Below are 23,528 nucleotides of genomic sequence, written 5' to 3'. Positions count from 1 at the left end.
TCGGGCGTGACCCGTTTGTTTCACCCACGTTAACCGGACATCCCGTACCTCACCCCACCTGTCCGTATCGCAAAACGCGCACAGTACCGTGGACGCGTGGACAAGAGGCAAGCAATCGGATCCTGGCTCTCCGGCCCGCGCGCGGCCGCCGAGGACGCGGGTGTCGACTTTGGATACCGGGGGCGGCAGCTCGGCCTCCCGGAGGAGGGGCCGGGCTCCATCGCCCGCCCGGGACGACGGCTCGGAGCGCTCGCCGTGGACTGGGGCCTCTGTGTCTTGATCGCATACGGTCTCATCACCGACGGCTACGGCCAGGCGACGAGCAACTGGGCGCTGCTGCTCTTCTTCATCATGGGCGTGCTGACCGTCGGCACCGTCGGCTTCACCCCGGGCAAGCGCCTCTTCGGGCTGCGCGTGGTCTCCCTGGACACCGGCACGGTCAACCCGTTGCGCGCCCTGCTGCGCACGGCCCTGCTGTGCGTCGCCGTCCCGGCCCTGATCTGGGACCGCGACGGCCGCGGCCTGCACGACCGGCTGGCGCGCACCGTGGAAGTGCGCATCTAGCAGTCGTACGTGAAAGGGGGCGCCCGGCAGAACCGGGCGCCCCCTTTCACGTACGAGGGAGATCAGCGAGCCTTCGGCCCGCCCTTCGGGAGTTTCATGCCCCTGGGCATGGGGCCCTTCGGCAACGGCATGTTGCTCATCAGGTCGCCCATGGCCTTGAGCCGGTCGTTGGTGGCGGTCACCTGGGGGCCGGTCAGCACCCGGGGTAGCTTCAGCATGGTGGTCCGCAGCTTCTTCAGCTCGACCTGGCCCTCGCCCGTGCCCACGATCAGGTCGTGCACCGGCACGTCCGCGACGACGCGGTTCATCCTCTTCTTCTCGGCGGCCAGCAGGGTCTTCACCCGGTTCGGGTTGCCCTCGGCGACCAGCACGATGCCGGCCTTGCCGACGGCCCGGTGGACCACGTCCTGGCTGCGGTTCATCGCCACCGCGGGGGTGGTGTTCCAGCCCCGGCCGATGTTGTCCAGCACGGCCGCTGCCGCGCCCGGCTGGCCCTCCATCTGCCCGAAGGCCGCCCGCTCGGCCCGGCGCCCGAAGACGATCGCCGTCGCGAGGAAGGCGAGCAGCAGGCCCAGGATGCCGAGATAGATGGGGTGCCCGATCAAGAAACCGATCGCGAGGAAGACACCGAAGGTGACGATTCCGACTGCCGCGAGTACAAGACCGATCTTCTTGTCGGCCCTGCGGGTCATCTTGTAGGTCAGGGCGATCTGCTTCAGTCGCCCGGGATTCGCAGCGTCCGCTGCCGTGTCCTTCCTCGCCATGCCACGAAGTCTACGTGGCCCCGGGAGCGGCGACGACGGCAGTGCCCCGGACTCAGGGGCGGACGACGGTGACCTGGTCCAGGACGCGCTGCGCCTCGACCCGGTCCTTGGCGCGGCGGCGGTCCTCCAGGACGGACGTCCAGGCGTTGCGGCGGGCGGTGCGCTGGCCACTGCTCATCAGCAGCGACTCGACGGCACGCAGTGCAGTGGTGAACGACGGAATGGCGGTGGCGCGAACCGGCGCGGCCTGCATGGTGGAGGTCCCCCCTCGGGAATGGCGGCTTCGGTGAGTGGTGCACGGGGTGTACAACCAGGGTCACTGATTGGTGTTACCAGGGCGTGACCGACCGGTCAAACACCAATGAAGCCTTAATGCGCCGCCCGAAATGTTTGACGCGGCCCTGATGGTGCCCCTATCTGCGGGGACGTCCAGGACCGCGTCAACTGCGCTCTGCCGGGGGGTGTTTGCTTGTGCGCGGATTCACACGCGCACGGTGGCACTCCGTGCCATCACACCGCCTGCGAGGCGACGTAGGAACCGCGCTTCTCGATGGCCATCCGGTACAGGCGGCCGGCCCGGTAGGAGGACCGCACCAGCGGGCCGGACATGACACCGGAGAAGCCGATCTGCTCGGCCTCGTCCTTCAGCTCCACGAACTCCTGCGGCTTGACCCAGCGCTCCACGGGGTGGTGGCGGACGCTCGGGCGCAGGTACTGCGTGATGGTGACCAGCTCGCAGCCGGCGTCGTGCAGCTGCCGGAGCGCCTCGCTGACCTCCTCGCGGGTCTCGCCCATGCCGAGGATCAGGTTGGACTTGGTGACCAGGCCGTAGTCGCGGGCCTCGGTGATGACCTTCAGGGACCGCTCGTAGCGGAAGCCGGGGCGGATCCGCTTGAAGATCCGCGGCACCGTCTCGACGTTGTGCGCGAAGACCTCGGGGCGGGAGGCGAAGACCTCCTCGAGGAGCTCCGGCACCGCGTTGAAGTCCGGGGCGAGCAGCTCGACCTTGGTGTGGCCGCCCTCGCGGCCGGCGGTCTGCTGGTGGATCTGGCGGACCGTCTCGGCGTACAGCCAGGCACCGCCGTCCGGCAGGTCGTCGCGGGCGACGCCGGTGATGGTGGCGTAGTTCAGGTCCATGGTGACCACGGACTCGCCGACGCGGCGCGGCTCGTCGCGGTCGAGCGCCTCGGGCTTGCCGGTGTCGATCTGGCAGAAGTCACAGCGCCGGGTGCACTGGTCGCCACCGATGAGGAAGGTCGCCTCGCGGTCCTCCCAGCACTCGTAGATGTTCGGGCAGCCGGCTTCCTGGCAGACCGTGTGGAGGCCCTCGCTCTTCACGAGGCTCTGCATCTTCGTGTACTCGGGGCCCATTTTCGCCCGGGTCTTGATCCACTCGGGCTTGCGCTCGATGGGGGTCTGGCTGTTGCGGACCTCCAGGCGCAGCATCTTGCGTCCGTCCGGTGAGACTGCGGACACGTCGGCTCCCTGTGCTTCGATTCGTCGGCGTACACCAGGGTACGCCCGTGTTTACTCAGCCCTGCCGTCAGGCCAACCCCTTGACTTCCGGGCTGATTCCCTTCCTCAGACGGTCGCCGTCTCGATCTTGCGCGGCTTCAGGTCCGCGTTCTCCAGTACGTCCGTCAGGTGCCGCTCGACCACCGGCAGCACCTCGTCGATCGTGACGTCCCGGCCGAGCTCGGCGGCGAGCGAGGCGACCCCCGCGTCGCGGATCCCGCACGGGATGATCCGGTCGAACCACTTGTTGTCCGGGTTCACGTTCAGCGCGAAGCCGTGCATGGTCACGCCCTTGGCGACCCGGATGCCGATCGCCGCGATCTTGCGGTCCTCACGCCGCTGGCCGGCGTTGGAGGGCGCGTACTCGGGGCCGTTCAGGCGCGGGTCGAACTCCTCGTCCGTGAGCCGGGGGTCGAAGTCCAGCGCCAGACCGCCGAGCGGCGGGCGCTGCTCGACCGGGTCGCCGAGGACCCACACCCCGCTGCGGCCCTCGACCCGGGTGGTCTCCAGGCCGAACTCGGCGCAGGTGCGGATCAGGGCCTCTTCCAGGCGGCGTACGTGCGCCACGACGTCCACCGGGCGGGGCAGCTTCTGGATCGGGTAGCCGACCAGCTGGCCGGGGCCGTGCCAGGTGATCTTGCCGCCGCGGTCCACGTCGATGACCGGCGTGCCGTCCAGGGGCCGCTCGTTGTCCGCCGTGCGCCGGCCCGCCGTGTACACCGGCGGGTGTTCGAGCAGCAGGACCGTGTCGGGGATCTCGTCCTCGAACCGCGCCGCGTGCACCCGGCGCTGCTCGTCCCACGCCAGCTGGTACTCGACGGCGTCCGCGCCGAATCCCATGCGGACGAACCGCAACTCACTCACGGCAAGCGCCTCCCTGGAAGCAGCCTTGAAGTCGTAAGGCACAAAGCGTGCCTACGCCACTGTACGACCGGGTCGTTCGAGTGCGGTCTCGCGGTCTGCGTCAGCCCGGTAGGGCAATCCTCACACGATCGGATGAATGGGCGGCGTAATGTGCGATCGGCTGCTTACTCTCCGCTACATTCGCGCCGTTCGAGAGGCCAAAAGGGCTGCTCACCGGCAATCCGGGCACTTGACGGCCGTATGGCCATACGAGGCCCGAAAGGCAGGAGACCGCACCGCAGATGACGGAACGACCCGCGCAGCGCACTCCCAACCGCCAGCTCGCCGCGCTCATCGCAGAAGCGGGATTCTCCAACGCGGGTCTCGCCCGCCGGGTGGACCAGCTCGGCCTCGAACACGGGCTTGATCTCAGATACGACAAGACATCGGTCACCCGCTGGCTGCGCGGACAGCAGCCGCGCGGCACGACCCCCGCCCTCATCGCCGAGGTCTTCACGCGCCGCCTCGGCCGTCGGCTCAGCGCCCAGGACCTCGGGCTCGACGCCTGCGCGCCGGTGTACGCCGGGCTGGAGTTCGCCGCGACCCCCGAGGAGGCCGTCGACATCGTCAGCGGCCTGTGGCGCAAGGACTCCGGCAGCCACGCCGAACTGCGCAAGATCGCCTTCACCCCGGCCGGGCTCGTCGTGCCCAGCCGGGACTGGCTGATCGGCCGCGCCGACGAGAAGGTCGCCCGCGGCGAGCCGCTCGCCCGCATCCCGGTCCAGGGCCGTCCGACGGCGGTGCCGCGCCAGCGCGGCCAGGCCGAGCGCGGCCCCGGCCAGAAGGTCACCGGCGGCGACATCGCGGCGCTGCGCTCGGTCGGCGAGCTGTTCCGCTCCCTCGACGACATGTACGGCGGCGGCCACGCCCGGCAGGCGCTCGTGCGGTACCTGGAGCACGAGTGCGAGCCGATGCTGCGCGGCACCTACGGCGAGCAGACCGGCCGCCGGCTGTTCGCCGCCGCCGCCGACCTCACGCGGCTCGCGGGCTGGACGTCGTACGACATCGCGGCGCACGGGCTCGCGCAGCGGTACTTCGTGCAGTCGCTGCGCCTCGCCCAGGCGGCCGGGGACCGGCCCTACGGCTCCTACGTGCTCGTCACGATGAGCCGCCAGGCCGTCTATCTCGGGCACGGCCGCGAGGCCGTCCAGCTGGCCAGAGTGGCCCAGCAAGGGGTGGGCACGGGCGCGCCGCCGGTGGTGCAGGCGCTGCTGCACGCCTGTGAGGCGCGCGGGCACGGAGTGCTGGGCGAGGTGCGCGCCTGCACGGCGTCCCTCGTGCGGGCCGAGCGCGCCCTGGAGGCCGCGCGTCCCGGCGACGACGTGCCCTACTGGGCGCGCTTCTTCGACGAGGCGCAGCTCGCCGACGAGTTCGGGCACTGCCACCGGGATCTGCAGCAGTTCCGTGCCGCCGCCCAGCACGCCGAGCGCTCGCTGCAGCTGCGCGCGCCCTCCTACGCGCGCAGCCGCCTGTTCTGCCGGGTGGTGCTCGCCTCCGCCCGGCTCGGGCTCGGGGAACTCGACCAGGCGTGTTCCCTGGGGGCGGAGGCGGCCGGTCAGGCGGCTGAGATGCGGTCCGTAAGGGCGATCGAGTACGTCAGGGACTTCGAGCGGAGGCTGGAGCCCTATCGGGACGCGGCGCCGGTGAGGGGGTACCGGGACAAGGTCGCGGCGTTGCTGTAGGGGTGGGGGAGCGCTTCAGGCGGCCTGCCGTAACGGCTCCGCCCGGTGCAGCGAACCGGCCGATCCCAGGTCCGCCAGGATCGCCGCCGCCGCTCGGTGGGCCGAGTGGAGCGCTCCCTGGACCGTGCTGGTGTCCCGGTGGTCGCCGCAGACGTAGAGGCCGGCCAGCAGGCGCACCGGGCGGCGCAGGTCGTGGGGTGGGCGCATCGCCGGGACCGCTTCCGGGGTGTGCTGCACCGCGAGCGTCTCCCAGCGGTCCGTGGAGGTGCCGTAGAGGCGGGAGAGGTGCATCCGTACGGCCGTGTCGATGCCGGGCGACGGGGTGCCCAGGACCGTCGAGGAGATCAGGGCCCGGCCGGCCGGTGCGCGGGTCGGGTCGACCTGGCTGATCAACGCCGTGTGCGCGACCGGCCCGCCCCGGTCGGCGTCGAGCAGGAGCGAGGCGCCGGTCGCCGGCGGGTCGTCGGTGGTGTGGTGGACGACCGTCACCGGGTGGAAGTCGGGTACGCGCAGGCCCGGCAGCAGCTCGGCGGCGGTGCGCGCGTCGGTGGCCACCAGAACGGCCCGGCAGCGTATCTCGCCGTGCTCCGCGGTGGTCACGGACGTCGTGGCCACCGAGGTGACCCGCACCCCGGTGTGCACCGTCCCCGGCGGCAGCGCCCGTGCGAGCAGGTCCGGCAGCGCCTCGGCGCCGCCCTCGGGCACGCACAGGCGTCCGCTCGCGAAGGCGCGCAGCGCGAGGTCCGCGCACCGGCTGGACGTCGTCAGCTCCGGGTCGCACAGCAGCGCGGCCAGCAGCGGCCGCAGGAAGCCGTCGATCGTGCGCGCGGGAACTCCCCGTTCCGCGAGGGCCCGCGCGGCCGGCAGCTCGGGGCGCGACAGGAGCCGTTCGACGGGGGAGGAGGCGAGCCGGGCGAGCGCGGCGCCGAGCCGGGCCTGGTCGACGGCGGTGCCGAGCGGGGCGCCCGCCCGTACCCGCGGCACGGTTCCCGGGACACCCCGTACGGACGTCGACCTGGGAGCGCTCGCCAGGGCGCGCACCGCGTGCAGTGCGCCCCTCGCGCGCCTTGCGCCCATCGCGCTCGGTACCGCGCCCGCGCGCTGCCGGCGTCCGTCGCTGTGCAGCAGCACGCCGGGTGCGAACGGGCGCAGCGCGAGTGCGTCGAGGCCGGGTGTCAGGCGTAGTTCGGGGTACGACGTCGACAGGAGTTGCCCGATCCGGTCGAGTCGGAACCCGTCGACCTTCTCGGTCGACATGCGGCCGCCCGGGTAAGGGGCGGCCTCCAGGACTGCGGTCGTCACTCCTGCGCTGGTCAGGCGATGCGCCGCGGAGAGGCCGGCGACCCCGGCTCCCACGATGACGACGTCCGCCTGGTACGCGGGCTCAAGCACGTGCCCCTCCTCGAGGTTGCGCGGCCGGTGGAGACGTCATGCCCCCAACAGGCTCCGGGAATACCCGAGTTCGGGTCGAGGTTAGGGCCGTGATCGGTCAGGAACAGTCGCGCATCGGCAGAGCACGGTCGCACAGTGGTCGCATACCGTCGCGCGGGCCCGGCCTGCGGTTACCGGGCGACCGCCCGGATCGCTCCCTCGATCTCCGGGAACGCGAAGACGAACCCCGACTCCAACAGGCGTGCGGGCAGCACCCGTTGGCTACCCAGGACATCTCCGGCCATCTCGCCGAGCACCGTCCGCAGCACCGGCGCGGGCACCGCGAACAGCGTCGGCCGGTGCAGCACCCGGCCCATCACCTCGGTGATCTCACCGTTCGTCAGCGGCCGCGGCGCGGTCACGTTGAACGGGCCCGACAGGTCGTCGCGGTCGAGCAGATGCCGGATCGCGGCCACCTCGTCGTGCAGCGCGACGAAGGACCAGTACTGCCGGCCGTCCCCCATCCGCCCGCCGAGGCCCGCCTTGAACAGCGGGAACAGCCGCCCCCAGGCCCCGCCGTCGCGGGCCACCACCAGCCCCGTGCGCGTGAACACCGTCCGTACGCCCGCCTCCCGCGCCGGTGCCGCCGCGCCCTCCCATTCGACGACCAGCGAGGGCAGGAAGCCCTCCCCGGCGGGGGCGCTCTCGTCGACCGGGCGCCCGCCGGTCTCGCCGTAGTAGCCGATCGCGCTGCCGTTGACGAAGACCCGCGGCCGCTCCTCGGGCTTCAGCGACGCCATGGCCTGCGCGAGCGCCGCCGTGCCCCGCACCCGGCCGTCGCGCAGCTTCGCCTTGTACTCCGTCGTCCAGCGGCGCCCACCCACGTTCGCCCCCGCCAGATTGACCACCGCGTCGCACCCGGCGAGCCCCGCCGCGTCCACGGACCCGCCCTCCGGATCCCACCGCACCTCGTCCCTTGACCGGGGCGCACGGCGGACCAGCCGCACCACGTCGTGCCCGTCGGCGACGAGGGAACGCACCAGAGCGCTGCCGATGAGACCCGACGCGCCGGCCACCGCGATGCGCGCGGGTGCCGAGACTCTTGAATCTTCCATGAAATCCATCCTGCCCGTGACCCCGTAAAACCCTGGTAGGCATCCCTTCCCCCGGACGTAGGGTGGCGCTCATGCCCGAACCGCACCAGCCGCCGAACATACGCATCGCCCTGCCGGACGACGACGAGGAACTGTCCGTCCTCGACCGCAGCACCTGGTCGCAGCTGCACGCGGTCACGCCACAACCGCAGCCGCCCTACACGCCGTTCTTCGACGAGCGCCACGCACCCGGCGACTACCTCGTCGCCGAACTCGACCGGCGCATCGTCGGCTACATCCGTCTCGCGTTCCCCACTCCGCTCGCCTCGAACGCGCACGTGCGGCAGATCCAGGGACTCGCCGTCGCCGACGAGGCCCGCGGCCGGGGCGTCGGCCGGGCACTGATCCGCGCGGCCGTCGACGAGGCCCGGCGCAGGGGGGCGCGCCGGCTGACGCTGCGCGTCCTCGGCCACAACACGCCGGCCCGCAAGCTGTACGAGGCGGAGGGGTTCGTGGTGGAGGGGGTCCTGCCGGAGGAGTTCTTCCTGAACGGTGAGTACGTCGACGACGTGGTGATGGGGCTCAGGCTCTGACCGGCCCCTCGCGAACCGCCCCGTACCTCAGGACGTGATCAGCTCGCCCGTGTCCACGGGGGTCGTCGAGGCCGCCGCGCGGCTGGCGTCGGCGGCGACCTCGGCCGCCGTCAGGACGTAGCCGGTCTCGTCGTCGGAGGTGGAGCGGGCGAAGACGACGCCGAACACCTTGCCGTCGGTGGTGAGCAGGGGGCCGCCGGAGTTGCCGGGGCGGACGGTGGAGCGGATCGAGTAGATCTCGCGGGTGACGGTGTCGTCGTTGTAGATGTTCTGGCCCGTCGCCCGGACCCGGTTCGCGACCGTCGCCGCCTGGAGGTTCAGGTCGCCGTCCTCCGGGTAGCCCGCCACGACCGCCGAGTCGCCGCGCGCGGCGTCGTCGTCGAACCGCAGGACAGGAGCGCGCAGTTCGGGCACGTACAGCACGGCGACGTCCCGCGCCGGGTCGAAGAGCACCACCCGTGACTCGTACGACCGCCCGACGCCGCCCACCCGGACGCCGGGGTCGTCGATGCCGGCCACCACGTGGGCGTTGGTCATCACGTGCCGCGGGGCGTAGACGAAGCCGCTGCCCTCGCGGCCCTGGGTGCCCGAGCTGCCCTCGATCTTGACCGTGCTGAGCTTGGCGGCGTTCGTCGCGGCCGCCGTGACGCTGTCGCCGGTGGGCTTGGCGACCTCGGCCGTGGACTCGTTCTCGAACGGGTTGAAGACCTGCGGGAAGCCCGCCTCGGTGAGCGCGGAGGTGGCGCGTGAGAACCAGGCCGGGGTGGTGTCCGGCATGGCCTCCTGCACCGTCCCGAGCAGGCGGGAGTCGCGGATCGCCGAGGTGAGCAGCGGGGAGGATGACGCGGCCAGGACGCTCGCGGCCACCCAGGCGACGATCAGCACGGCCACCGAGTTGGCCACGGCGCCGCCGACTCCGTCGGCCACTCTGAGCGGCCCCCGGTCCAGCTCCCGGCGCAGCCGCAGCGCCAGCCGCCCCGCCAGCTCGTGCACCAGCACGGCCGGGACCAGCACCGTGAGCACCGCGGTCACGGTCGCCTGCGTCGTACCCGGTGTGACCAGGTCCATCATCCACGGCAGGACCCATACGCCGATCACCGCGCCGCCCACGAAACCGGCGAGGGACACGCAGCCGGCGACGAGCCCCCGGCGGTAGCCGGACGCCGCGTAGGCCAGGATCACCAGCAACAGCAGGATGTCGAGCAGGTCCACTGAGCCGCCTTTCTCTCGGACCCCTTAGTACGCGCATGAGGCGCCCGTTGATCAGCACACACGCCCGCGCGACCCGAATCCGGCCACGCTGCGTGCACCTGGAGAAACGCCCTGGACCGGGACGATGGTTCCACTGCGTGTCACACCACACATCGCGGGCGGACGGGATCCGTCGGACAGTAGGACCATGCGTGCCTTCCGACGGGTCACCCGAAGGGTCTTCGGACGAACGCGGGGGAGACGAAGACCACGTGCCGTACGAATACCGTGGGCTGCGCGGATGTGGGAGGCGGGGTGGGGGGCGGGGGCCTCGGCCGCGCGGCTGCGGACTTCGGGCGGGCGTGGTCGGTCGACCGTGGAGCGACCAGCGGCGGCCGGGCAGGGTCAGTCGGCCGTTGAGCGACCAGCGCCAGCCGGGCAGGGGCAGTCGGCCGTGGAGCAGGCTCCGGCCGGTCAGGGTCAGTCGGCCGTGGAGCAGCGAGCGCCGGCCGCTCAAGGTCGGTCGGCCGTGCAGCGACCAGCGGCGGCCGGGCAGGATGCAGCGGCTGCGGAGAATCGACCCGCCCTCACCCCGCCCCACTCGGTCCCGCACGCGGCGCCGCGAGTAGTGCCGGTACGGCCGGCCGTGGCCGCGCGCGGTGCCGCGCGGCACGCCCGAGCGCGGCGATGGCCGCGAGCCGGGTGGAAGTCGTGGGCCGCGCGGCAGGCCCGTGCCCAGGGGCCGGCCCGGGGACGGGTGGTTTCGGACGTCCCTGGGTCGTCGTCCGGGCAGGCGGCGCAGGGTGTTCGGTCGGCAGTCGGCGATCACCGTGGGTCGTCGTCCGGGCAGGGGGCGCCCAGTGTTCGGCCGGCAGTCGGCGAGTTCCGTGAGTCGTCCTCCGGGCAGGAGTCGACCGGCACCCGGCGGCAGGCACCCCGTGCCCCGCAGACAGAACCTGGCCCACCGCGGACCCCCCGCACCCCCCGGCAGTCCCGGATCCGGCCACGCTTTCGATCCGGGCGGCCGGAGCACGACCTGGCCCGGCGGCCGTCCGGCGCTCCGCAGTCCTCCCGCACGCGGCGGCTGGGCCGAGCGCGGACCCAGGTGCCCGGTGGTGGGACCGCGGCTTCGAGCAGCGCCCGGCGGCGGGCCCGGGTCTGGTCGCCGGTCCGGCCCGGCGCCCCGATCCCCGCGGGGCTGCTGGTCGTCCTCGGCTGTCTTCCCGGGCTGGCCGCCCTCCTCACGCTCATGCTCTGCGCGAGCGGGGTCGAGCGGAGCGCCGACGAGGCCGAGCAGCCGGTCGCGGCCCGGCCCGTGAGCTCGTACCACGCGCCCCGGCCGCACATCGTGCCGCGGACGGCATGGCTGGATGACGACGTCCGGCGCGCGCAGCCGCCCCCTCGGTACGACGACCGGGTCGTCGCCGTGTTCGTGCATCACACCGACTCGCCCAACGGCTACGACTGCTCCGACACACCGCGCATCATCCGGTACCTGTACGCGGGCCAGACCGGCTCCCGCGACTGGGACGACATCGGCTACAACTTCCTCGTCGACCGCTGCGGCACCGTGTACGAGGGCCGCGCGGGCGGCGTCACCCGTGCCGTCACCGGCGCCCACACCCAGGGCTTCAACCACCGCACCGCCGGCATCGCGGCCATCGGCACCTTCACCGCCGGCGTACCCGTGCCCAAGGCCATGACCGACGCGATAGCCGCGGTGGCCGCGTGGAAGCTGGGGCTCTCCGACACCGACCCCCGGGCGAAGGTCCGGCTCACCTCGAGCAACAGCCTCAGCCGCTACTCCGCCGGCACCTCCGCCTCGCTGCCGGCCATCGCCGGCCACAACGAGGGCTATATGACCAGCTGCCCCGGCGCGGCCCTCACCGCCCGCCTCCCGGACATCAGGGAGACGGCCGCCCGACTCCAGGGCAGGCACTGAACGGAACAGCGCGCCTCACTCCGCCTCGCCCCAGGACGAGCCGCGCCGACCGGCCCGCCGCGCCTCCGTGCCTTCACCGCCGCCCTCAGGCCCAGGTGAGCACAGCACGACCCTGACCGGTCCGCCGGGCCACCGCGCCCTCAGCCACGCCTCCGGCCCCAACGCCTGCGTGTCGGGCCCCGCCCTCAGCTACGCCTCCGGCCCCAACGCCTGCGTGTCGGGCCCCGCCCTCAGCTACGCCTCCGGCCCCCACGCCCGCCCGCGCGTCGGGCCCCGCCCCCCCCAGCCCTCACCGACGCCCCAAATAAACCCCCACCGCCCGCTGCAACGCCTTCCCCTGGCTGCCCACCGGCCGTTCCCACTCCCCGAGATACTCCACCGCCCGGCCCCCCGCCCCCGTCTTGAACAGCAGTCGGCCGAGCAGGCGGTCCTCGGTCAGGGTCGGGGTGATGGAGCGCAGGTCGTAGGTCCGGGCGCCCGACTGCCGGGCGTCGCCCAGCATTCGCCACAGCAGCGCGCTGCTGGGCCGCAGTTCACGGCCCCGGCGGCCGGACGCGGCGTACGAGTGCCAGACCCGGGAGCCGACGCTGATCATGAGCGCGGCGGAGAGCACCTCGCCGTCGAACTCGGCGACGTAGAGCCGCAGCCGGTCCTCGTCCACAGCGTTCAGGGCCGCCCACATGCGCTGGAAGTAGCTCAGCGGACGGGCCCGGAACCCGTCGCGTTCGGCGGTCGCGGTGTACAGGCGGTAGAACTCCGGCAGGTCGGCGGCCGTCGCCCAGGACACGTGCACGCCCGCCCGCTCGGCGACGAGCAGGGACTGCTCCCAGCGCGGTGCCAGGGCGTCGCGCAACTCGTCCATCGAGCGCCCCGCCAACGGCACCTGGCAGCCGTAGCGCGGCTGGCCGAGCCCGAAGCCGCTGCCGTTGCCGTCCGCGCACCGGCGCCACCCGAGCCGCCCCAGCCGCTCGGCGACGTCCAGGGCGTGTCCGTCGAGGCCGTCCGTCGGCAGGTCGTGCAGATGGCGTATGTCGGGATCGGCGACGCCCATCGCGACCGTGTCCGCCTCCCAGTGCCGTACGACCAGGGGCGGCCCGATCCGCAGCGAGAACGCTCCGCGCCGCTCCACATGGGCCACGAGGGCGTCCAGCCAGCGGTCCACACGCGGGGCCCGCCAGTCGATCCCCGGTCCGTCGGGGAGGTAGGCGAGGCAGCGCCGGGTGCCGGGCAGCGGGCGGTAGAGGACCAGCGCCGACGCGATCAGGACCTCCCCGGCGGGCCCGTCCTCGAACCAGCCGACGCTCTCCGACCGCCAGTCGGGCTTCACATCGCCCCACTCGGGGATCTGGAGATGGCTCGCGTCGGGGTACAGCCGCAGATGGGCCAGATGGTCCTCGCGTGTGATCTCCCGCACGTACGGGCTGGTCATGGGCTGGATGCTCCTGTTCGGGGCGGCCACCGTAAGCCGGAGATCACACAACCGGTCAAGAGACGGAGAGTGAACCTTCCCGGAAGGCGCGCCCCTCACAGGGTTCTCGTGGCCGGCTCAAGGGTCGCCCCGAGAGCGGCGACACCGGCAACAGCGGCAACAGGCGGGTCTGGACGGTCGTCTGCGCGGTCGCGACCGTCGTCCTGGGGCCGGCCGCCGTGACGGCGTCCGCGCTGGACCAGGCCAACAAGGCGCCGATGCACCACGCGGTGAGGGTCGAGGCCGCCCAGCAGACGCAGGCGTACATCGCCCTGCGGCGGCTCAGGCCTTAGTCCTTGAACCGCTCCCACAGCCTGGGGAACCGCTCCGCCAGCGCCCGCTCGTTCTCGAAGTCGACCGGTGCCCCCACCGGCTCCGCGGGCGCGGGCGGGATGCCGAGGTCGGGCGCGACCGTCCCGGTGAGCTGCTCGTAGGCCTCGTCCGCGGCGTAGCCCAGTTCCTCGCCGTCGCCGTCGAACTCCTCGTCGAAGTCGTCCAGCAGGTCGGCCAGCGAGTCGGGATCGTGCACCCCGCCCTCGTACACCTCCCGGCCCTGGCCGATCAGCCAGCACCGGAAGAAGTCGAACGCGTCGTCGCTGGCCCCGTCCAGCAGGACCCAGGCGGCACCCCACAGGTCCCAGCTGTACGCGCGGTTGTAGCGGGCCTCGAAGTGACGGGCGAAGTCGAGCACCGCGTCGGGGTCCAGTTGGACAAGCCGCTCCACGAGCAGGTCGGCCTGCTCCTCGGGGTCACCCTCGGCGCCTTCACGGGCGCCGTCCACCAGCTCCCAGAACTCGGTCTCGTCCATCACGGGTCAAGCATCGGCCCTGGGCGGGTGGGACGCACGTGGAGTGCGGTGGATTGTTATCGGCGACCGGCCGAGGACGGCAAGGCAGGCGGGCCGGTTCACCCGCGGTGCGGCGGTGCCGGCTCAGCCGCGGTACAGCGCCGCCAGCCGCAGCGCGTCGGCCGCGAACCGCTCTCTGAGCTCCGGCGGCTCGAGCACCTCGACCTCCGGCCCGAGCGAGGCGAGCTGGCTGTGGGCGACCTCCTCGGACTCCACCGGGAGCGTCAGGGTCACCCAGCCGTCCCCGTCCGGCGAGCCCGCCGTCTCCAGCGCCTCCCGCGCGGACTGCGGATCGACGGTGTACGGCAGTCTGCGCACCCCGCCCGGCGACACCCGCACCACCACCTCGGCCCGCAGCAGGGACCGCGCGAACTGCTCGGCCCGCTCCTCCCAGAAGCCCGGCAGATCGAACTCCTCGTCCCGCTCGAACCGCTCGTCACCGGGGTCCACGGCGGTGAACCGGTCGATCCGGTACACCCGGTGCGCCCCGTGCCCCGCGACCCGGGCGCACAGATACCAGACCCCCGCCTTCAGCACGAGCCCGTACGGCTCCAGCTCCCGCTCGACCTCCCCCTCCCCGCGCCGGTAGCGCGCCACGATCCGCCGGTCGTCCCAGACCGCGTCCGCGACGGCCGGCAGCAGCTCGGGGGTCTTCGGCTCCTTGAACCAGCTCGGGGCGTCCAGATGGAAGCGCTGCGAGGCCGTACGGGAGGCGTCGCGCAGGGACGGCATCAGGGCGGCGGACACCTTCAGCCGGGCGGCGGAGGCGGCGTCCTCCAGCCCCATCTCCCGCAGCGCCCCCGGCACCCCGGACAGGAACAACGCCTCGGCCTCGCTCCGCCCGAGCCCCGTCAGCCTGGTCCGGTAACCGCCGATGAGCCGGTAGCCCCCGGCCCGCCCCCGGTCCGCGTACACCGGAACCCCGGCCTCCGAGAGCGCCTGCGCGTCCCGGGTGACGGTCCGCTCGGACACCTCCAGCTCACGAGCCAGCTCGGCGGCGGTCATGGAGGGCCGGGACTGCAGGAGCAGCACCATCTTGATGAGCCGGGCAGCACGCATACGGCCATCATGCCGGGGCCCACCGACAACGAAGGGGCACGGCGGTCGCCGTACCCCCTCGCCGAACGTCAGCTCTTACAGCCCGTACTTCTCCCGGGCCTCCTTGACCGCGGTCGCCTTGACCTCGCCCCGCTTCGCGAGCTGGGCCAGGGCCGCGACGACGATCGACTCCGCGTCCACGCCGAAGTGGCGGCGGGCCGCCTCACGGGTGTCGGAGAGGCCGAAGCCGTCGGCGCCGAGGGAGGAGTAGTCCTGCTCGACCCACTGCGCGATCTGGTCCGGGACCTGGCGCATGTAGTCGGAGACCGCCAGCACCGGACCCTCGGCACCCTGGAGCACCTGACGGACGTACGGCACCCGCTCCTCGCCGCGCAGCAGCGCCGCGTCGGCCTCCAGCGCGTCCCGGCGCAGCTCCGTCCAGGACGTCGCCGACCAGACGTCGGCCGCCACGCCCCACTCCTCGGCGAGCAGCTTCTGCGCCTGGAGCGTCCAGTGGATCGCCGTGCCGGAGCCGAGGAGCTGGATGCGCGGGGCGTTCGCCACCGGGGACAGGCCCGCCGACTCCGCCGTGTTGAAGCGGTACAGGCCCTTGACGATGCCCTCGTCGACCCCGTCCGCCGCCGGCTTCGCGGGCTGCGGCAGCGGCTCGTTGTAGACGGTCAGGTAGTAGAAGACGTTCTGGTCCTCGCCCGGGGCCGCCTCGCCGTACATCCGGCGCAGACCGTCCTTGACGATCGCCGCGACCTCGTAGGCGAACGCCGGGTCGTACGTCAGCGCGGCCGGGTTCGTCGCGGCGATGACGGGGGAGTGACCGTCGGCGTGCTGCAGGCCCTCGCCCGTCAGCGTCGTGCGGCCCGCGGTCGCGCCGACCAGGAAGCCGCGGCCGAGCTGGTCGCCGAGCTGCCACATCTGGTCGGCCGTGCGCTGCCAGCCGAACATCGAGTAGAAGATGTAGAACGGGATCATCGCCTCGCCGTGCGTCGCGTACGCGGTGGACGCGGCGATGAAGTCGGCCATCGAACCGGCCTCGGTGATCCCCTCGTTGAGGATCTGGCCGTTCTTGGCCTCCTTGTAGTACATCAGCTGGTCGCGGTCGACCGGCTCGTACGTCTGGCCCTTGGGGGAGTAGATCCCGAGGGACGGGAAGAGCGACTCCATACCGAAGGTGCGCGCCTCGTCGGGGACGATCGGCACCCAGCGCTTGCCCGACTCCTTGTCGCGGACCAGGTCCTTGATCAGGCGGACGAAGGCCATGGTGGTGGCCACGTTCTGGGAGCCGGAGCCCTTGTCGAAGGAGGCGAAGGCCTTCTCGGCGGGGGCCGGCAGCGGGGCCACCGGGTGGACGCGGCGGGCCGGGGCCGGGCCGCCGAGGGCCGCGCGGCGCTCCTGGAGGTAGCGGACCTCGGGGGAGTCGGCGCCGGGGTGGCCGTAGGGGACGACCCCGTCGACGAACTGCGCGTCGGAGATCGGCAGCTCCAGCAGGTCACGCATGTTCTTGAACTCGTCCACCGTCAGCTTCTTCATCTGGTGGTTGGCGTTCTTGGAGGCGAAGCCCTCGCCCAGCGTGAAGCCCTTGACCGTCTGGGCCAGGATGACCGTCGGGGCACCCTTGAACTCGACGGCCGCCTTGTAGGCCGCGTGGACCTTGCGGGCCTCGTGACCGCCGCGCGACAGGTGGAAGCACTCGAGGATCTTGTCGTCGCTCAGCAGCTTCGCCATCTCGACGAGCGCCGGGTCCTTGCCGAAGAAGTCCTCGCGGATGTAGGCCGCGTCGCGCGTCTGGTACGTCTGCACCTGCGCGTCCGGTACCTCGCGCAGCCGGCGTACGAGCGCGCCGGTGGTGTCCAGCTGGAACAGCTCGTCCCACGCCGTGCCCCACAGCGTCTTCACGACGTTCCAGCCGGCGCCGCGGAACTGGGCCTCCAGCTCCTGCACGATCTTGAAGTTGGCACGGACCGGGCCGTCGAGGCGCTGCAGGTTGCAGTTGATGACGAAGGTCAGGTTGTCCAGGCCCTCGCGGGAGGCCAGGGCGAGGGCCGCCGTGGACTCCGGCTCGTCCATCTCGCCGTCGCCGAGGAAGGCCCAGACGTGCGAGTTCGAGACGTCCTTGATGCCGCGCGCCGTCAGGTAGCGGTTGAAGCGCGCCTGGTAGATCGCCGACAGCGGGCCGAGGCCCATGGACACCGTCGGGAACTCCCACAGCCAGGGCAGGCGGCGCGGGTGCGGGTACGACGGGAGGCCGTTGCCGCCGGCTTCCTGGCGGAAGTTGTCCAGGTGCTGCTCGGTGAGGCGGCCGTCGAGGAAGGCGCGGGCGTAGATGCCGGGGGAGGCGTGGCCCTGGATGTAGAGCTGGTCGCCGGAGCCGTCGGCCTCCTTGCCCTTGAAGAAGTGGTTGAAGCCGGTCTCGTACAGCCAGGCGGCGGAGGCGAAGGTGGCGATGTGGCCGCCCACGCCGTGCTTGCTGCCCCGGGTCACCATCGCGGCCGCGTTCCAGCGGTTCCACGCGGTGATCCGGCGCTCCATCGCCTCGTCACCGGGCACGGACGGCTCGGCGGAGGTCGGGATGCTGTTGACGTAGTCGGTCTCGAGGAGCTTCGGCAGCGCGATGCCGTTGCCCTCCGCGCGCTCCAGCGTGCGGCGCATCAGGTACGCGGCACGGTGCGGGCCGGCCGCCTTGGTGACCGCGTCCAGGGAGGCCTGCCATTCGGCGGTCTCCTCCGGGTCGCGGTCCGGGAGCTGGTCGAGCTCGCTGGGCTGGATGGCGCTGGGGTCGGTCATGTCGCCGCCTTCCTCAGTCGAAGGGGGTTCCCTCATGGGTAAGGGTTCGGGTTGCCCTAGGTCTTTGGCAGGACAGGGCGGGCGGACTTCGGTGCGGTGTCGATGTGCGACCCCGTCGCGTGTCCGTCGGCGACTGTAACTCCCTGATCGATGATCGATCAAAGGGTGGAAGGCGAAAAAGCACTCCCGACCGAAAATTGGCATCCGGTGCCGGGGATTCGGGCACGCCGTGCCGTGTTTTCCCTGCTCACCTGAGTTGTGACCGGCTAGCTTGGGCGGCTCGCGCCGGCCCGGCCGGGCTCAGCTCATCGCCGGGGTCTCCCTCTCGGTGCGCTCCCGGTCCATGCTCTCGTGCTGCTCGCGGTGGTGTGCGCCCTGCTCGCGGGTGATCACCTCGGTGGCGGCGCCGACGGCGAACGCGACCGGCCAGGCCATGGCTCCGGCGGCCGACATGCCGCCGAGAATGCCGTAGAAGGCCAGCCTGCGAGGGCTGGGGAGCAGTGACGTGGCCGTGGCCGCGGCTGTCGACGCCATGGAGGACGTGGCCTTGCGGGCGCCCGTGAACATGTCGCCCGGTGTCACATACGGGATGGGCACCCGGGGGTGCGCGGTGTGCATGTGCACGACCTTGCCGCCGTCCGGCCTCTGCTCGGTCCGGGCGCCTGCCTGGGGTGGTGCCGGTTGCTGTGTTTGCTGTGCTTGCTGGGTCTGCGGCTGGGTCTGCGGCTTTGGGGAAGTCATCGCCGTCCTCCCCTGGTGGAAGTGTGGGGTGCGGTGTCTTTCCAGCCGCCTTCCATGGCCTTTCCCGGCTAAACCCGACCTGACCGGACAAATCGGTCAGGTCGGGGCGGGGGGCGTCAGGCGTGAGCCGCCGCCGGACGGCCGCTCGTGGCGAACGCCTTCCAGAGCTGGACGGCCAGGCGCACCAGGACGGCCTCGAGGAGGGCGACCGCCACCTGGGTCAGGATCGTGCTGAGGATGTGCGGCATGATCAGCCGCCTTTCGTGTGCGTCGTGCTCGGTACGACTCCTTTGTCCGGGCCGATGTCATCCGGCGGGCTGCATCCGGGTGTCCTGTGGGTGAACTTTCCCCAGCGTGTCGACGGCTCCCGTGGCCGCCGCGGGCACCAGCACCGACCCCGCCGCCGTCGCCAGCGCGATCGTCCAGCCCACCGGCCCGAGCGGCCGGCTGCCGAAGAAGTGGCTGAGCCCCGGCACGGTCACCACCGTCCCCAGCACCGCCAGCGACCCCACCACGGCGACGGCGACCACCGGATCGCGGCCCGCGTCCTGGAGCGTCTGGAACAGCTGGGACGTCACGAGGGCGACCAGGGCGACGGTGTCTGCGTGCGCCCGGGTGCCGGTCATCCGGGCCGCGATCCAGGCGGTGCCGGCCGCGAGCGTGGTGACCGTGGCGCGCAGCCGGATGTGCCGGGTCAGGGCCCGGCCGAGAGAGGCCTCCGGGCCCTCGGCGAGCAACTGGTCGCGGTCGGCGGCGGGCGGCCGGGCGGCGATGGCCATGGCCGGCAGCATGTCGGTCAGCAGGTTGACCAGGAGCAGCTGACGGGCGCCCAGCGCGCTGCGTCCGGTGAGCAGCGTGGTCGCCAGGGTGAACGCGATCTCCCCGAGGTTGCCGCCGAGCAGGATGCCCAGCGCCTTGCGCACCGACGCCCACATGGCCCGGCCCTCGACGAACGCGTCGACGATGGTCTCGAGCCGGTCGTCGGTGACGACCATGTCGGCCGCGGCGCGGGCCGCCGGCGTCGCCCGGGACCCCAGCGCGATGCCGACGTCGGCGATCCGGATGGCGGGTGCGTCGTTGGCGCCGTCGCCGGTGACGGCGACGATCCGGCCCGCCGAGCGCAGCGCAGCGACGATCCGGACCTTGTGCGCCGGGGTGGTCCGCGCGAACACGGTGATCTCCGGCAGCGTCCTCGCCAGCTCCGCGTCGTCCAGGGCGTCCAGTTCCGCGCCCGTCATCAGGCGCGGCTCCTCGTCGGGGCGCAGCTCCCGGGCGATCGCGGCGGCCGTGCTCGGGTGGTCGCCGGTGAGCATCACGATGCGCACCCCGGCCCGCGACAGCCGGTCCACGCTCTCGGCGGCGGTGGCCCGCACCGGATCCGCGAGACCCAGCAGGCCCAGCAGACACAGCCCGTCGACCTCCTCGTCGTCCAGCTCGGTGTCTTCCGGCGACGCGCCCCCGGGCAACACGCGCTCGGCCACCGCGAGCACCCTGAGCCCGCGCCTGGCCAGCCGGTCGACCTCCGCCTCGGTCCGCGCGCGCAGCCCCTCGTCGAAGGGCTCGGCGTTCTCCCCGCGGCGCATCCGGTCACAGCGCGCCAGGACCACCTCCGGCGCGCCCTTGACGACGATCCGCGCCTCGCCGTCCGACCGCCCCCGCACCGCGTGAAAGCCACGCCCCGGCTCGAACGGCAGCTCCGCGAGCCGCTCCCAGGTGTCCGTACCGAGCCCGGCGGCCCGCGCCGGGGCGGCGCCCAGCAGCTCGGCGCCGGCCGCGATGGCCCGGTCGGTGGGATGGGTGAGGTCCGCGGCCGTGCCCGGGGGACCGGCGAGGGCGGCCGTGGCGACGACGCGGCGCAGCGCCGGGGTGAGCCGGTCGGGCGCACCGCGCTCCCGGCCGTCGGAGACCTGCTGGAGGCTGATCCGGCCCTCGGTGAGCGTGCCGGTCTTGTCGAAGCACAGCACGTCGGTGCGGCCCAGGGCCTCGATGGTGGAGGCGCCGCGGACCAGGGTGTCGCGGGTGGACAGCCGGCGGGCCGCCGCCAGCTCCGCGACCGTGGCGACGAACGGCAGCCCCTCCGGTACGGCCGCCACGCACAGGCTGACCGCGGAGCCCAGGGCGGCGCCCAGCGGGCGTCCGCGCACCATGTCGACGGCGAACAGGACGACGCCCGCGCCGACGGACAGCGGCAGGAACCACCGGCCCAGCGCCTTCAGCCGCCGCTCCACCCCGCTCTCCGGCGGTCCGCCCTCCGGACCCGCCTCGCTCGCGCTGCCCGCTTCGGTGGCGGTGCCGGTGGCGACGACCACGGCGATCGCGTGGCCGGCCGCCACCGTGGTGCCCTCGTAGAGCATCGACGTGCGGTCCGCGACCGTGCGGGCCGAGGTCGGCGCGGCGCTCTTCGTGACGGGCAGCGACTCGCCGGTCAGGCTGGATTCGTCCACCTCCAGGCCGTGCGCCCGCACCACCCGGCAGTCCGCCGGCACCGAGTCACCTGCCCGCAGTTCGACCACGTCGCCGCGCACCAGGTGCTCACCGGCCGTCTCCACCGCCTCCTCGCGGCCGGGCCGCAGCACCCGCACCCGTACCGAGGTGGCCTCGACGAGCCGCTCGGCCGCGTCGTCGGCCTGCTGCCGCTGCACCCCGCCGACCAGCGCGTCCACCCCGAGCACCCCTCCGATCAGCACCGCGTCCAGCACGGAGCCGAGCGCCGCCGAGATCCCGCCGCCGACCGCGAGGATCGGGGTGAGCGGATTGGCCAGCTCCTCGGCGACCCGGCCGATCAGGGTGACGGCGCCGTCATGGTGGTCGTCGCCCTCGAACTGGCGGCGCCGGGCGGCCTCGGTCTCGTCGAGGCCCCGGGACGAGGTGCCGAGCCGGGCCATCACCTGCCGTACCGCCATGGCGTGCCAGGGCGTGTGACCGGTGGCGGCCGGGGCCGGCCGGCCGTGCAGCCGCCACCCGGCCCAGAAGCCCGCCGCGACCCCGGCGGCCGTCACCCCGTCGGTCACCAGACGGGCCCGCTCCCAGGCCCGCGGACGGGGCACCAGCAGGGCGAGCGCCGAACCCGCCACGGTCCCGGCGCCGTCCAGCCGAGCGCACAGCCGGCTGATCCGCCGGGCCTCCGGCAGGGCCGTCAGCAACAGGTGGATGACATCGGGCGGGGCGGCGACGTCGGCGTCCCAGGGCACGTGCCGGGGGTCCGAGATCGACCCGAGGCCCAGGTCGGCGCGGACCAGCGCACGCCGGGTCCGCGCCGAGACCACGGCGACCCCGCGCCCCTCCGCCTGGAGGGACCGCACCAGGGCGGCCGTACGCCGGTGGCCGGTGGGCACGGCCTCCTCCAGCCCGAACCGCAGATGCAGTCCGGGCGGCCCGCCCACCAGCCGCACCCGGCCGCACTCCCGCGCCGCGCTCACCAAGTGGTGGGCCAGCGGATGCAGTTGGGGCACCAGGGCGGCCACGGCCACCGGCGTCCCCTGCCGCAGCACGAGCACGACCCGCGCTCCCCGCTCACCCCACTGCCGGGCCCGCGCGGCCGCGTCCGGGGGCAGCACACCGCCGTCGAACGGCCGCAGCTCCCACCCGTCCCGCACCTGCGGCTCGGCCGTGCCGGTGCCCTGCCGGCGGCGCCTGCCGGCCGCGCCCTCCGCCTCGATCAACTCGTGGATACGTACGTGGATCTCGTCCTCGTCCGCCCCGCCGTCAGCGGGCTCTTCCGGGAGAACTCCGGGGCCGGCGCCGGGCGGTGGCAGGCGCAGGACGCCGTCGAGCGTCCAGTCATGGCCGGCCAGTACCCGGGCGTCGAGGACGACGGTGTCGATCCGGTCCAGCCGCCGCAGCACCTCCGGGCGCAGCACCAGCGCACCCCGGTCGGACGCGGCCCGGCCCATGGCGGAGGCGAACGCCTCGCGGCCGGACTGGGGGCCGCGCGGTGTTCCCGAGATCAGCAGGGCCAGCCCCCGGTCGTGGCTGAACGTGCCGAGCGTGGTCAGCCCGTACGCCGCGAGCGACAGGGGCGCCGCCACGTTCGCGTACCGGTCGCCCGGGCCCGGCGGCAGCGGCGCGGGGCGCTCGTGGGCCGGTACCGCGTCGTGGCGGTACGTTCCCTCGTGCACGGCCAGCCTGCCCGCCCACTGCTCCCACGCCGAGCGCCGGGCCCGTACCTCCGCGTACCGGGCGGTGGCCAGCACGGCGGCCACCGTGGCCCCGAGCGGCCGGAAGGTGAACGCCGTCGCCAGCATGTTCGCCGTGGTGAGCCCGCGTTCCGTGGCCGTCTCGCCGATCTTGCGGGCGAGGCCCTCGCGCAGCGGCGGGGTGGACTCCACGAACTGGATCACCGACAGCACCAGCGGATGCAGTCCGCGCAGCCGCAGCGCGTCACCCACCGCCGCGACTCCCACGCCCAGCACCCCCGCCCCGAGCCGCACGGCCGCACCGACCTGTGCCCCCTGAGCCCCCGGGTAACCGACCGCGGGCCGCCCACGGTCGGCGCCACCCCGCCGCTTCACCGCAACCCGCGGCGTGCCCTGTGGTGCCGCCTCGTCGTGTTCCGCCGCTTGTGCCTCGACCGCGCCGGCGTCCGCCGCCGCGACCATGCCCGCGACGCTCACCAGGTCGGTCTCCGGCCCGCAGCCGACGTAGACACAGCCCAGCGTGCCGTTCACCTCGGCACGGCTCACCCCCGGTACCCGGCGCAGCGCCGCCTCCAGAGCGCGGGCCTCGGCGACCGTACCGGGACGGCCCAGCCGCCGGAGCTCGATCTGCACGCCTCCGGACGTGGGCCACAGACCGGGCGTACGAGGCCGCACCAGCGGCCCGATCACCGGCAGCACGGCGGGGACGGCGCTCAGGCTCCCCGCCACGGTCCGCACCGCCGAGGCGGTCGACGCCACTGCGCTGAGCGTCGCCGGCAGCACGGATCCGGCGAGCACGGAGGAGAGCTGTGTCCACATCACGCGGCCTCCACCTCGGCGACGGGGGTCGTGGGTGCCGCCTCGGGGGGAGACACGGCTC

The 23,528-nt window shown here is 73.2% G+C and carries 18 protein-coding genes; 4 read left to right on the top strand and 14 right to left on the bottom strand.

What is annotated here, in order from left to right; genetic code table 11:
* The first annotated feature begins 96 nt into the window (after positions 1 to 96).
* Positions 97 to 564 carry an RDD family protein gene (locus ACIRD7_RS23170; RefSeq protein ID WP_403456155.1) on the top strand — a complete coding sequence of 156 codons (468 nt, stop codon included), beginning with the start codon at positions 97 to 99 and terminating at the stop codon, positions 562 to 564.
* A gap of 62 nt (positions 565 to 626) precedes the next feature.
* Here the strand turns inward: ACIRD7_RS23170 and ACIRD7_RS23165 are convergent, their stop codons facing one another.
* From ACIRD7_RS23165 to lipB, 4 genes are all read right to left on the bottom strand, one after another.
* Complete coding sequence (locus tag ACIRD7_RS23165; RefSeq protein WP_403456153.1) at positions 627 to 1,328, bottom strand: DUF4191 domain-containing protein; 702 nt, start codon at positions 1,326 to 1,328, stop codon at positions 627 to 629.
* Positions 1,329 to 1,380: 52 nt separating this feature from the next.
* Positions 1,381 to 1,581 carry a hypothetical protein gene (locus tag ACIRD7_RS23160; protein ID WP_217209513.1) on the bottom strand — a complete coding sequence of 67 codons (201 nt, stop codon included), beginning with the start codon at positions 1,579 to 1,581 and terminating at the stop codon, positions 1,381 to 1,383.
* 257 nt (positions 1,582 to 1,838) lie between these two features.
* Positions 1,839 to 2,804, bottom strand: a complete 966-nt coding sequence (lipA, locus tag ACIRD7_RS23155) for a lipoyl synthase (RefSeq protein ID WP_403456150.1) — start codon at positions 2,802 to 2,804, stop codon at positions 1,839 to 1,841.
* Between the two features lie 105 nt (positions 2,805 to 2,909).
* Positions 2,910 to 3,707: a lipoyl(octanoyl) transferase LipB gene (gene lipB, locus ACIRD7_RS23150; RefSeq protein WP_403456146.1), complete on the bottom strand. Its 798-nt coding sequence runs from the start codon at positions 3,705 to 3,707 to the stop codon at positions 2,910 to 2,912.
* A 281-nt stretch (positions 3,708 to 3,988) separates the two neighbouring features.
* Between lipB and ACIRD7_RS23145 the strand changes: the two genes are divergently transcribed.
* Positions 3,989 to 5,428 (top strand): regulator, encoded by a 1,440-nt coding sequence (locus ACIRD7_RS23145; protein ID WP_403456144.1) that lies wholly within the window; start codon positions 3,989 to 3,991, stop codon positions 5,426 to 5,428.
* 15 nt (positions 5,429 to 5,443) lie between these two features.
* On the opposite strand, the gene ACIRD7_RS23140 is transcribed toward ACIRD7_RS23145, so the two are convergent.
* Together ACIRD7_RS23140 and ACIRD7_RS23135 are read right to left on the bottom strand one after the other, a co-directional pair.
* A complete protein-coding gene (locus ACIRD7_RS23140) occupies positions 5,444 to 6,820 on the bottom strand; it encodes an NAD(P)/FAD-dependent oxidoreductase (protein ID WP_403456142.1) in 1,377 nt (458 codons plus the stop codon).
* Positions 6,821 to 6,990: 170 nt separating this feature from the next.
* A complete protein-coding gene (locus ACIRD7_RS23135; RefSeq protein WP_403456141.1) occupies positions 6,991 to 7,914 on the bottom strand; it encodes a TIGR01777 family oxidoreductase in 924 nt (307 codons plus the stop codon).
* Positions 7,915 to 7,985: 71 nt separating this feature from the next.
* Here ACIRD7_RS23135 and ACIRD7_RS23130 point away from each other — a divergent pair, with 71 nt between their 5' ends.
* Positions 7,986 to 8,486 carry a GNAT family N-acetyltransferase gene (locus ACIRD7_RS23130; RefSeq protein ID WP_403456139.1) on the top strand — a complete coding sequence of 167 codons (501 nt, stop codon included), beginning with the start codon at positions 7,986 to 7,988 and terminating at the stop codon, positions 8,484 to 8,486.
* Between the two features lie 27 nt (positions 8,487 to 8,513).
* On the opposite strand, the gene ACIRD7_RS23125 is transcribed toward ACIRD7_RS23130, so the two are convergent.
* A complete protein-coding gene (locus ACIRD7_RS23125; protein ID WP_403456136.1) occupies positions 8,514 to 9,698 on the bottom strand; it encodes a MarP family serine protease in 1,185 nt (394 codons plus the stop codon).
* Between the two features lie 1,228 nt (positions 9,699 to 10,926).
* Here ACIRD7_RS23125 and ACIRD7_RS23120 point away from each other — a divergent pair.
* Entirely contained in the window at positions 10,927 to 11,619 is a 693-nt protein-coding gene (locus tag ACIRD7_RS23120) for a peptidoglycan recognition protein (protein ID WP_403456417.1), read from the top strand.
* Between the two features lie 289 nt (positions 11,620 to 11,908).
* Here ACIRD7_RS23120 and ACIRD7_RS23115 read toward each other — a convergent pair whose 3' ends face one another.
* From ACIRD7_RS23115 to ACIRD7_RS23085, 7 genes are all read right to left on the bottom strand, one after another.
* The gene (locus tag ACIRD7_RS23115; protein ID WP_403456135.1) at positions 11,909 to 13,048 is read right to left on the bottom strand and encodes a lipid II:glycine glycyltransferase FemX; all 1,140 of its coding nucleotides are present in this window, start codon (positions 13,046 to 13,048) and stop codon (positions 11,909 to 11,911) included.
* Positions 13,049 to 13,376: 328 nt separating this feature from the next.
* On the bottom strand, positions 13,377 to 13,895 hold the full coding sequence (locus ACIRD7_RS23110) for a DUF4240 domain-containing protein (protein WP_403456416.1): 519 nt from the start codon (positions 13,893 to 13,895) through the stop codon (positions 13,377 to 13,379).
* A gap of 123 nt (positions 13,896 to 14,018) precedes the next feature.
* A complete protein-coding gene (locus tag ACIRD7_RS23105; protein WP_403456133.1) occupies positions 14,019 to 14,993 on the bottom strand; it encodes a helix-turn-helix transcriptional regulator in 975 nt (324 codons plus the stop codon).
* A 75-nt stretch (positions 14,994 to 15,068) separates the two neighbouring features.
* Positions 15,069 to 17,771, bottom strand: coding sequence for a pyruvate dehydrogenase (acetyl-transferring), homodimeric type (aceE, locus tag ACIRD7_RS23100; protein ID WP_403456131.1), 2,703 nt, complete (start codon positions 17,769 to 17,771; stop codon positions 15,069 to 15,071).
* Positions 17,772 to 18,071: 300 nt separating this feature from the next.
* Positions 18,072 to 18,512 carry a hypothetical protein gene (locus ACIRD7_RS23095; RefSeq protein ID WP_403456129.1) on the bottom strand — a complete coding sequence of 147 codons (441 nt, stop codon included), beginning with the start codon at positions 18,510 to 18,512 and terminating at the stop codon, positions 18,072 to 18,074.
* Positions 18,513 to 18,628: 116 nt separating this feature from the next.
* The gene (locus tag ACIRD7_RS23090; RefSeq protein ID WP_403456127.1) at positions 18,629 to 18,760 is read right to left on the bottom strand and encodes a hypothetical protein; all 132 of its coding nucleotides are present in this window, start codon (positions 18,758 to 18,760) and stop codon (positions 18,629 to 18,631) included.
* 57 nt (positions 18,761 to 18,817) lie between these two features.
* Positions 18,818 to 23,467: an HAD-IC family P-type ATPase gene (locus tag ACIRD7_RS23085; protein WP_403456414.1), complete on the bottom strand. Its 4,650-nt coding sequence runs from the start codon at positions 23,465 to 23,467 to the stop codon at positions 18,818 to 18,820.
* Positions 23,468 to 23,528 lie beyond the last annotated feature (61 nt).

This window comes from Streptomyces sp. NPDC093568 (assembly GCF_044764945.1).
In the GTDB taxonomy this organism is placed as follows: Bacteria; Actinomycetota; Actinomycetes; order Streptomycetales; family Streptomycetaceae; genus Streptomyces.
Note: the sequence above shows the minus strand (reverse complement) of the source record. Positions and strands in the feature narration are given on the sequence as shown.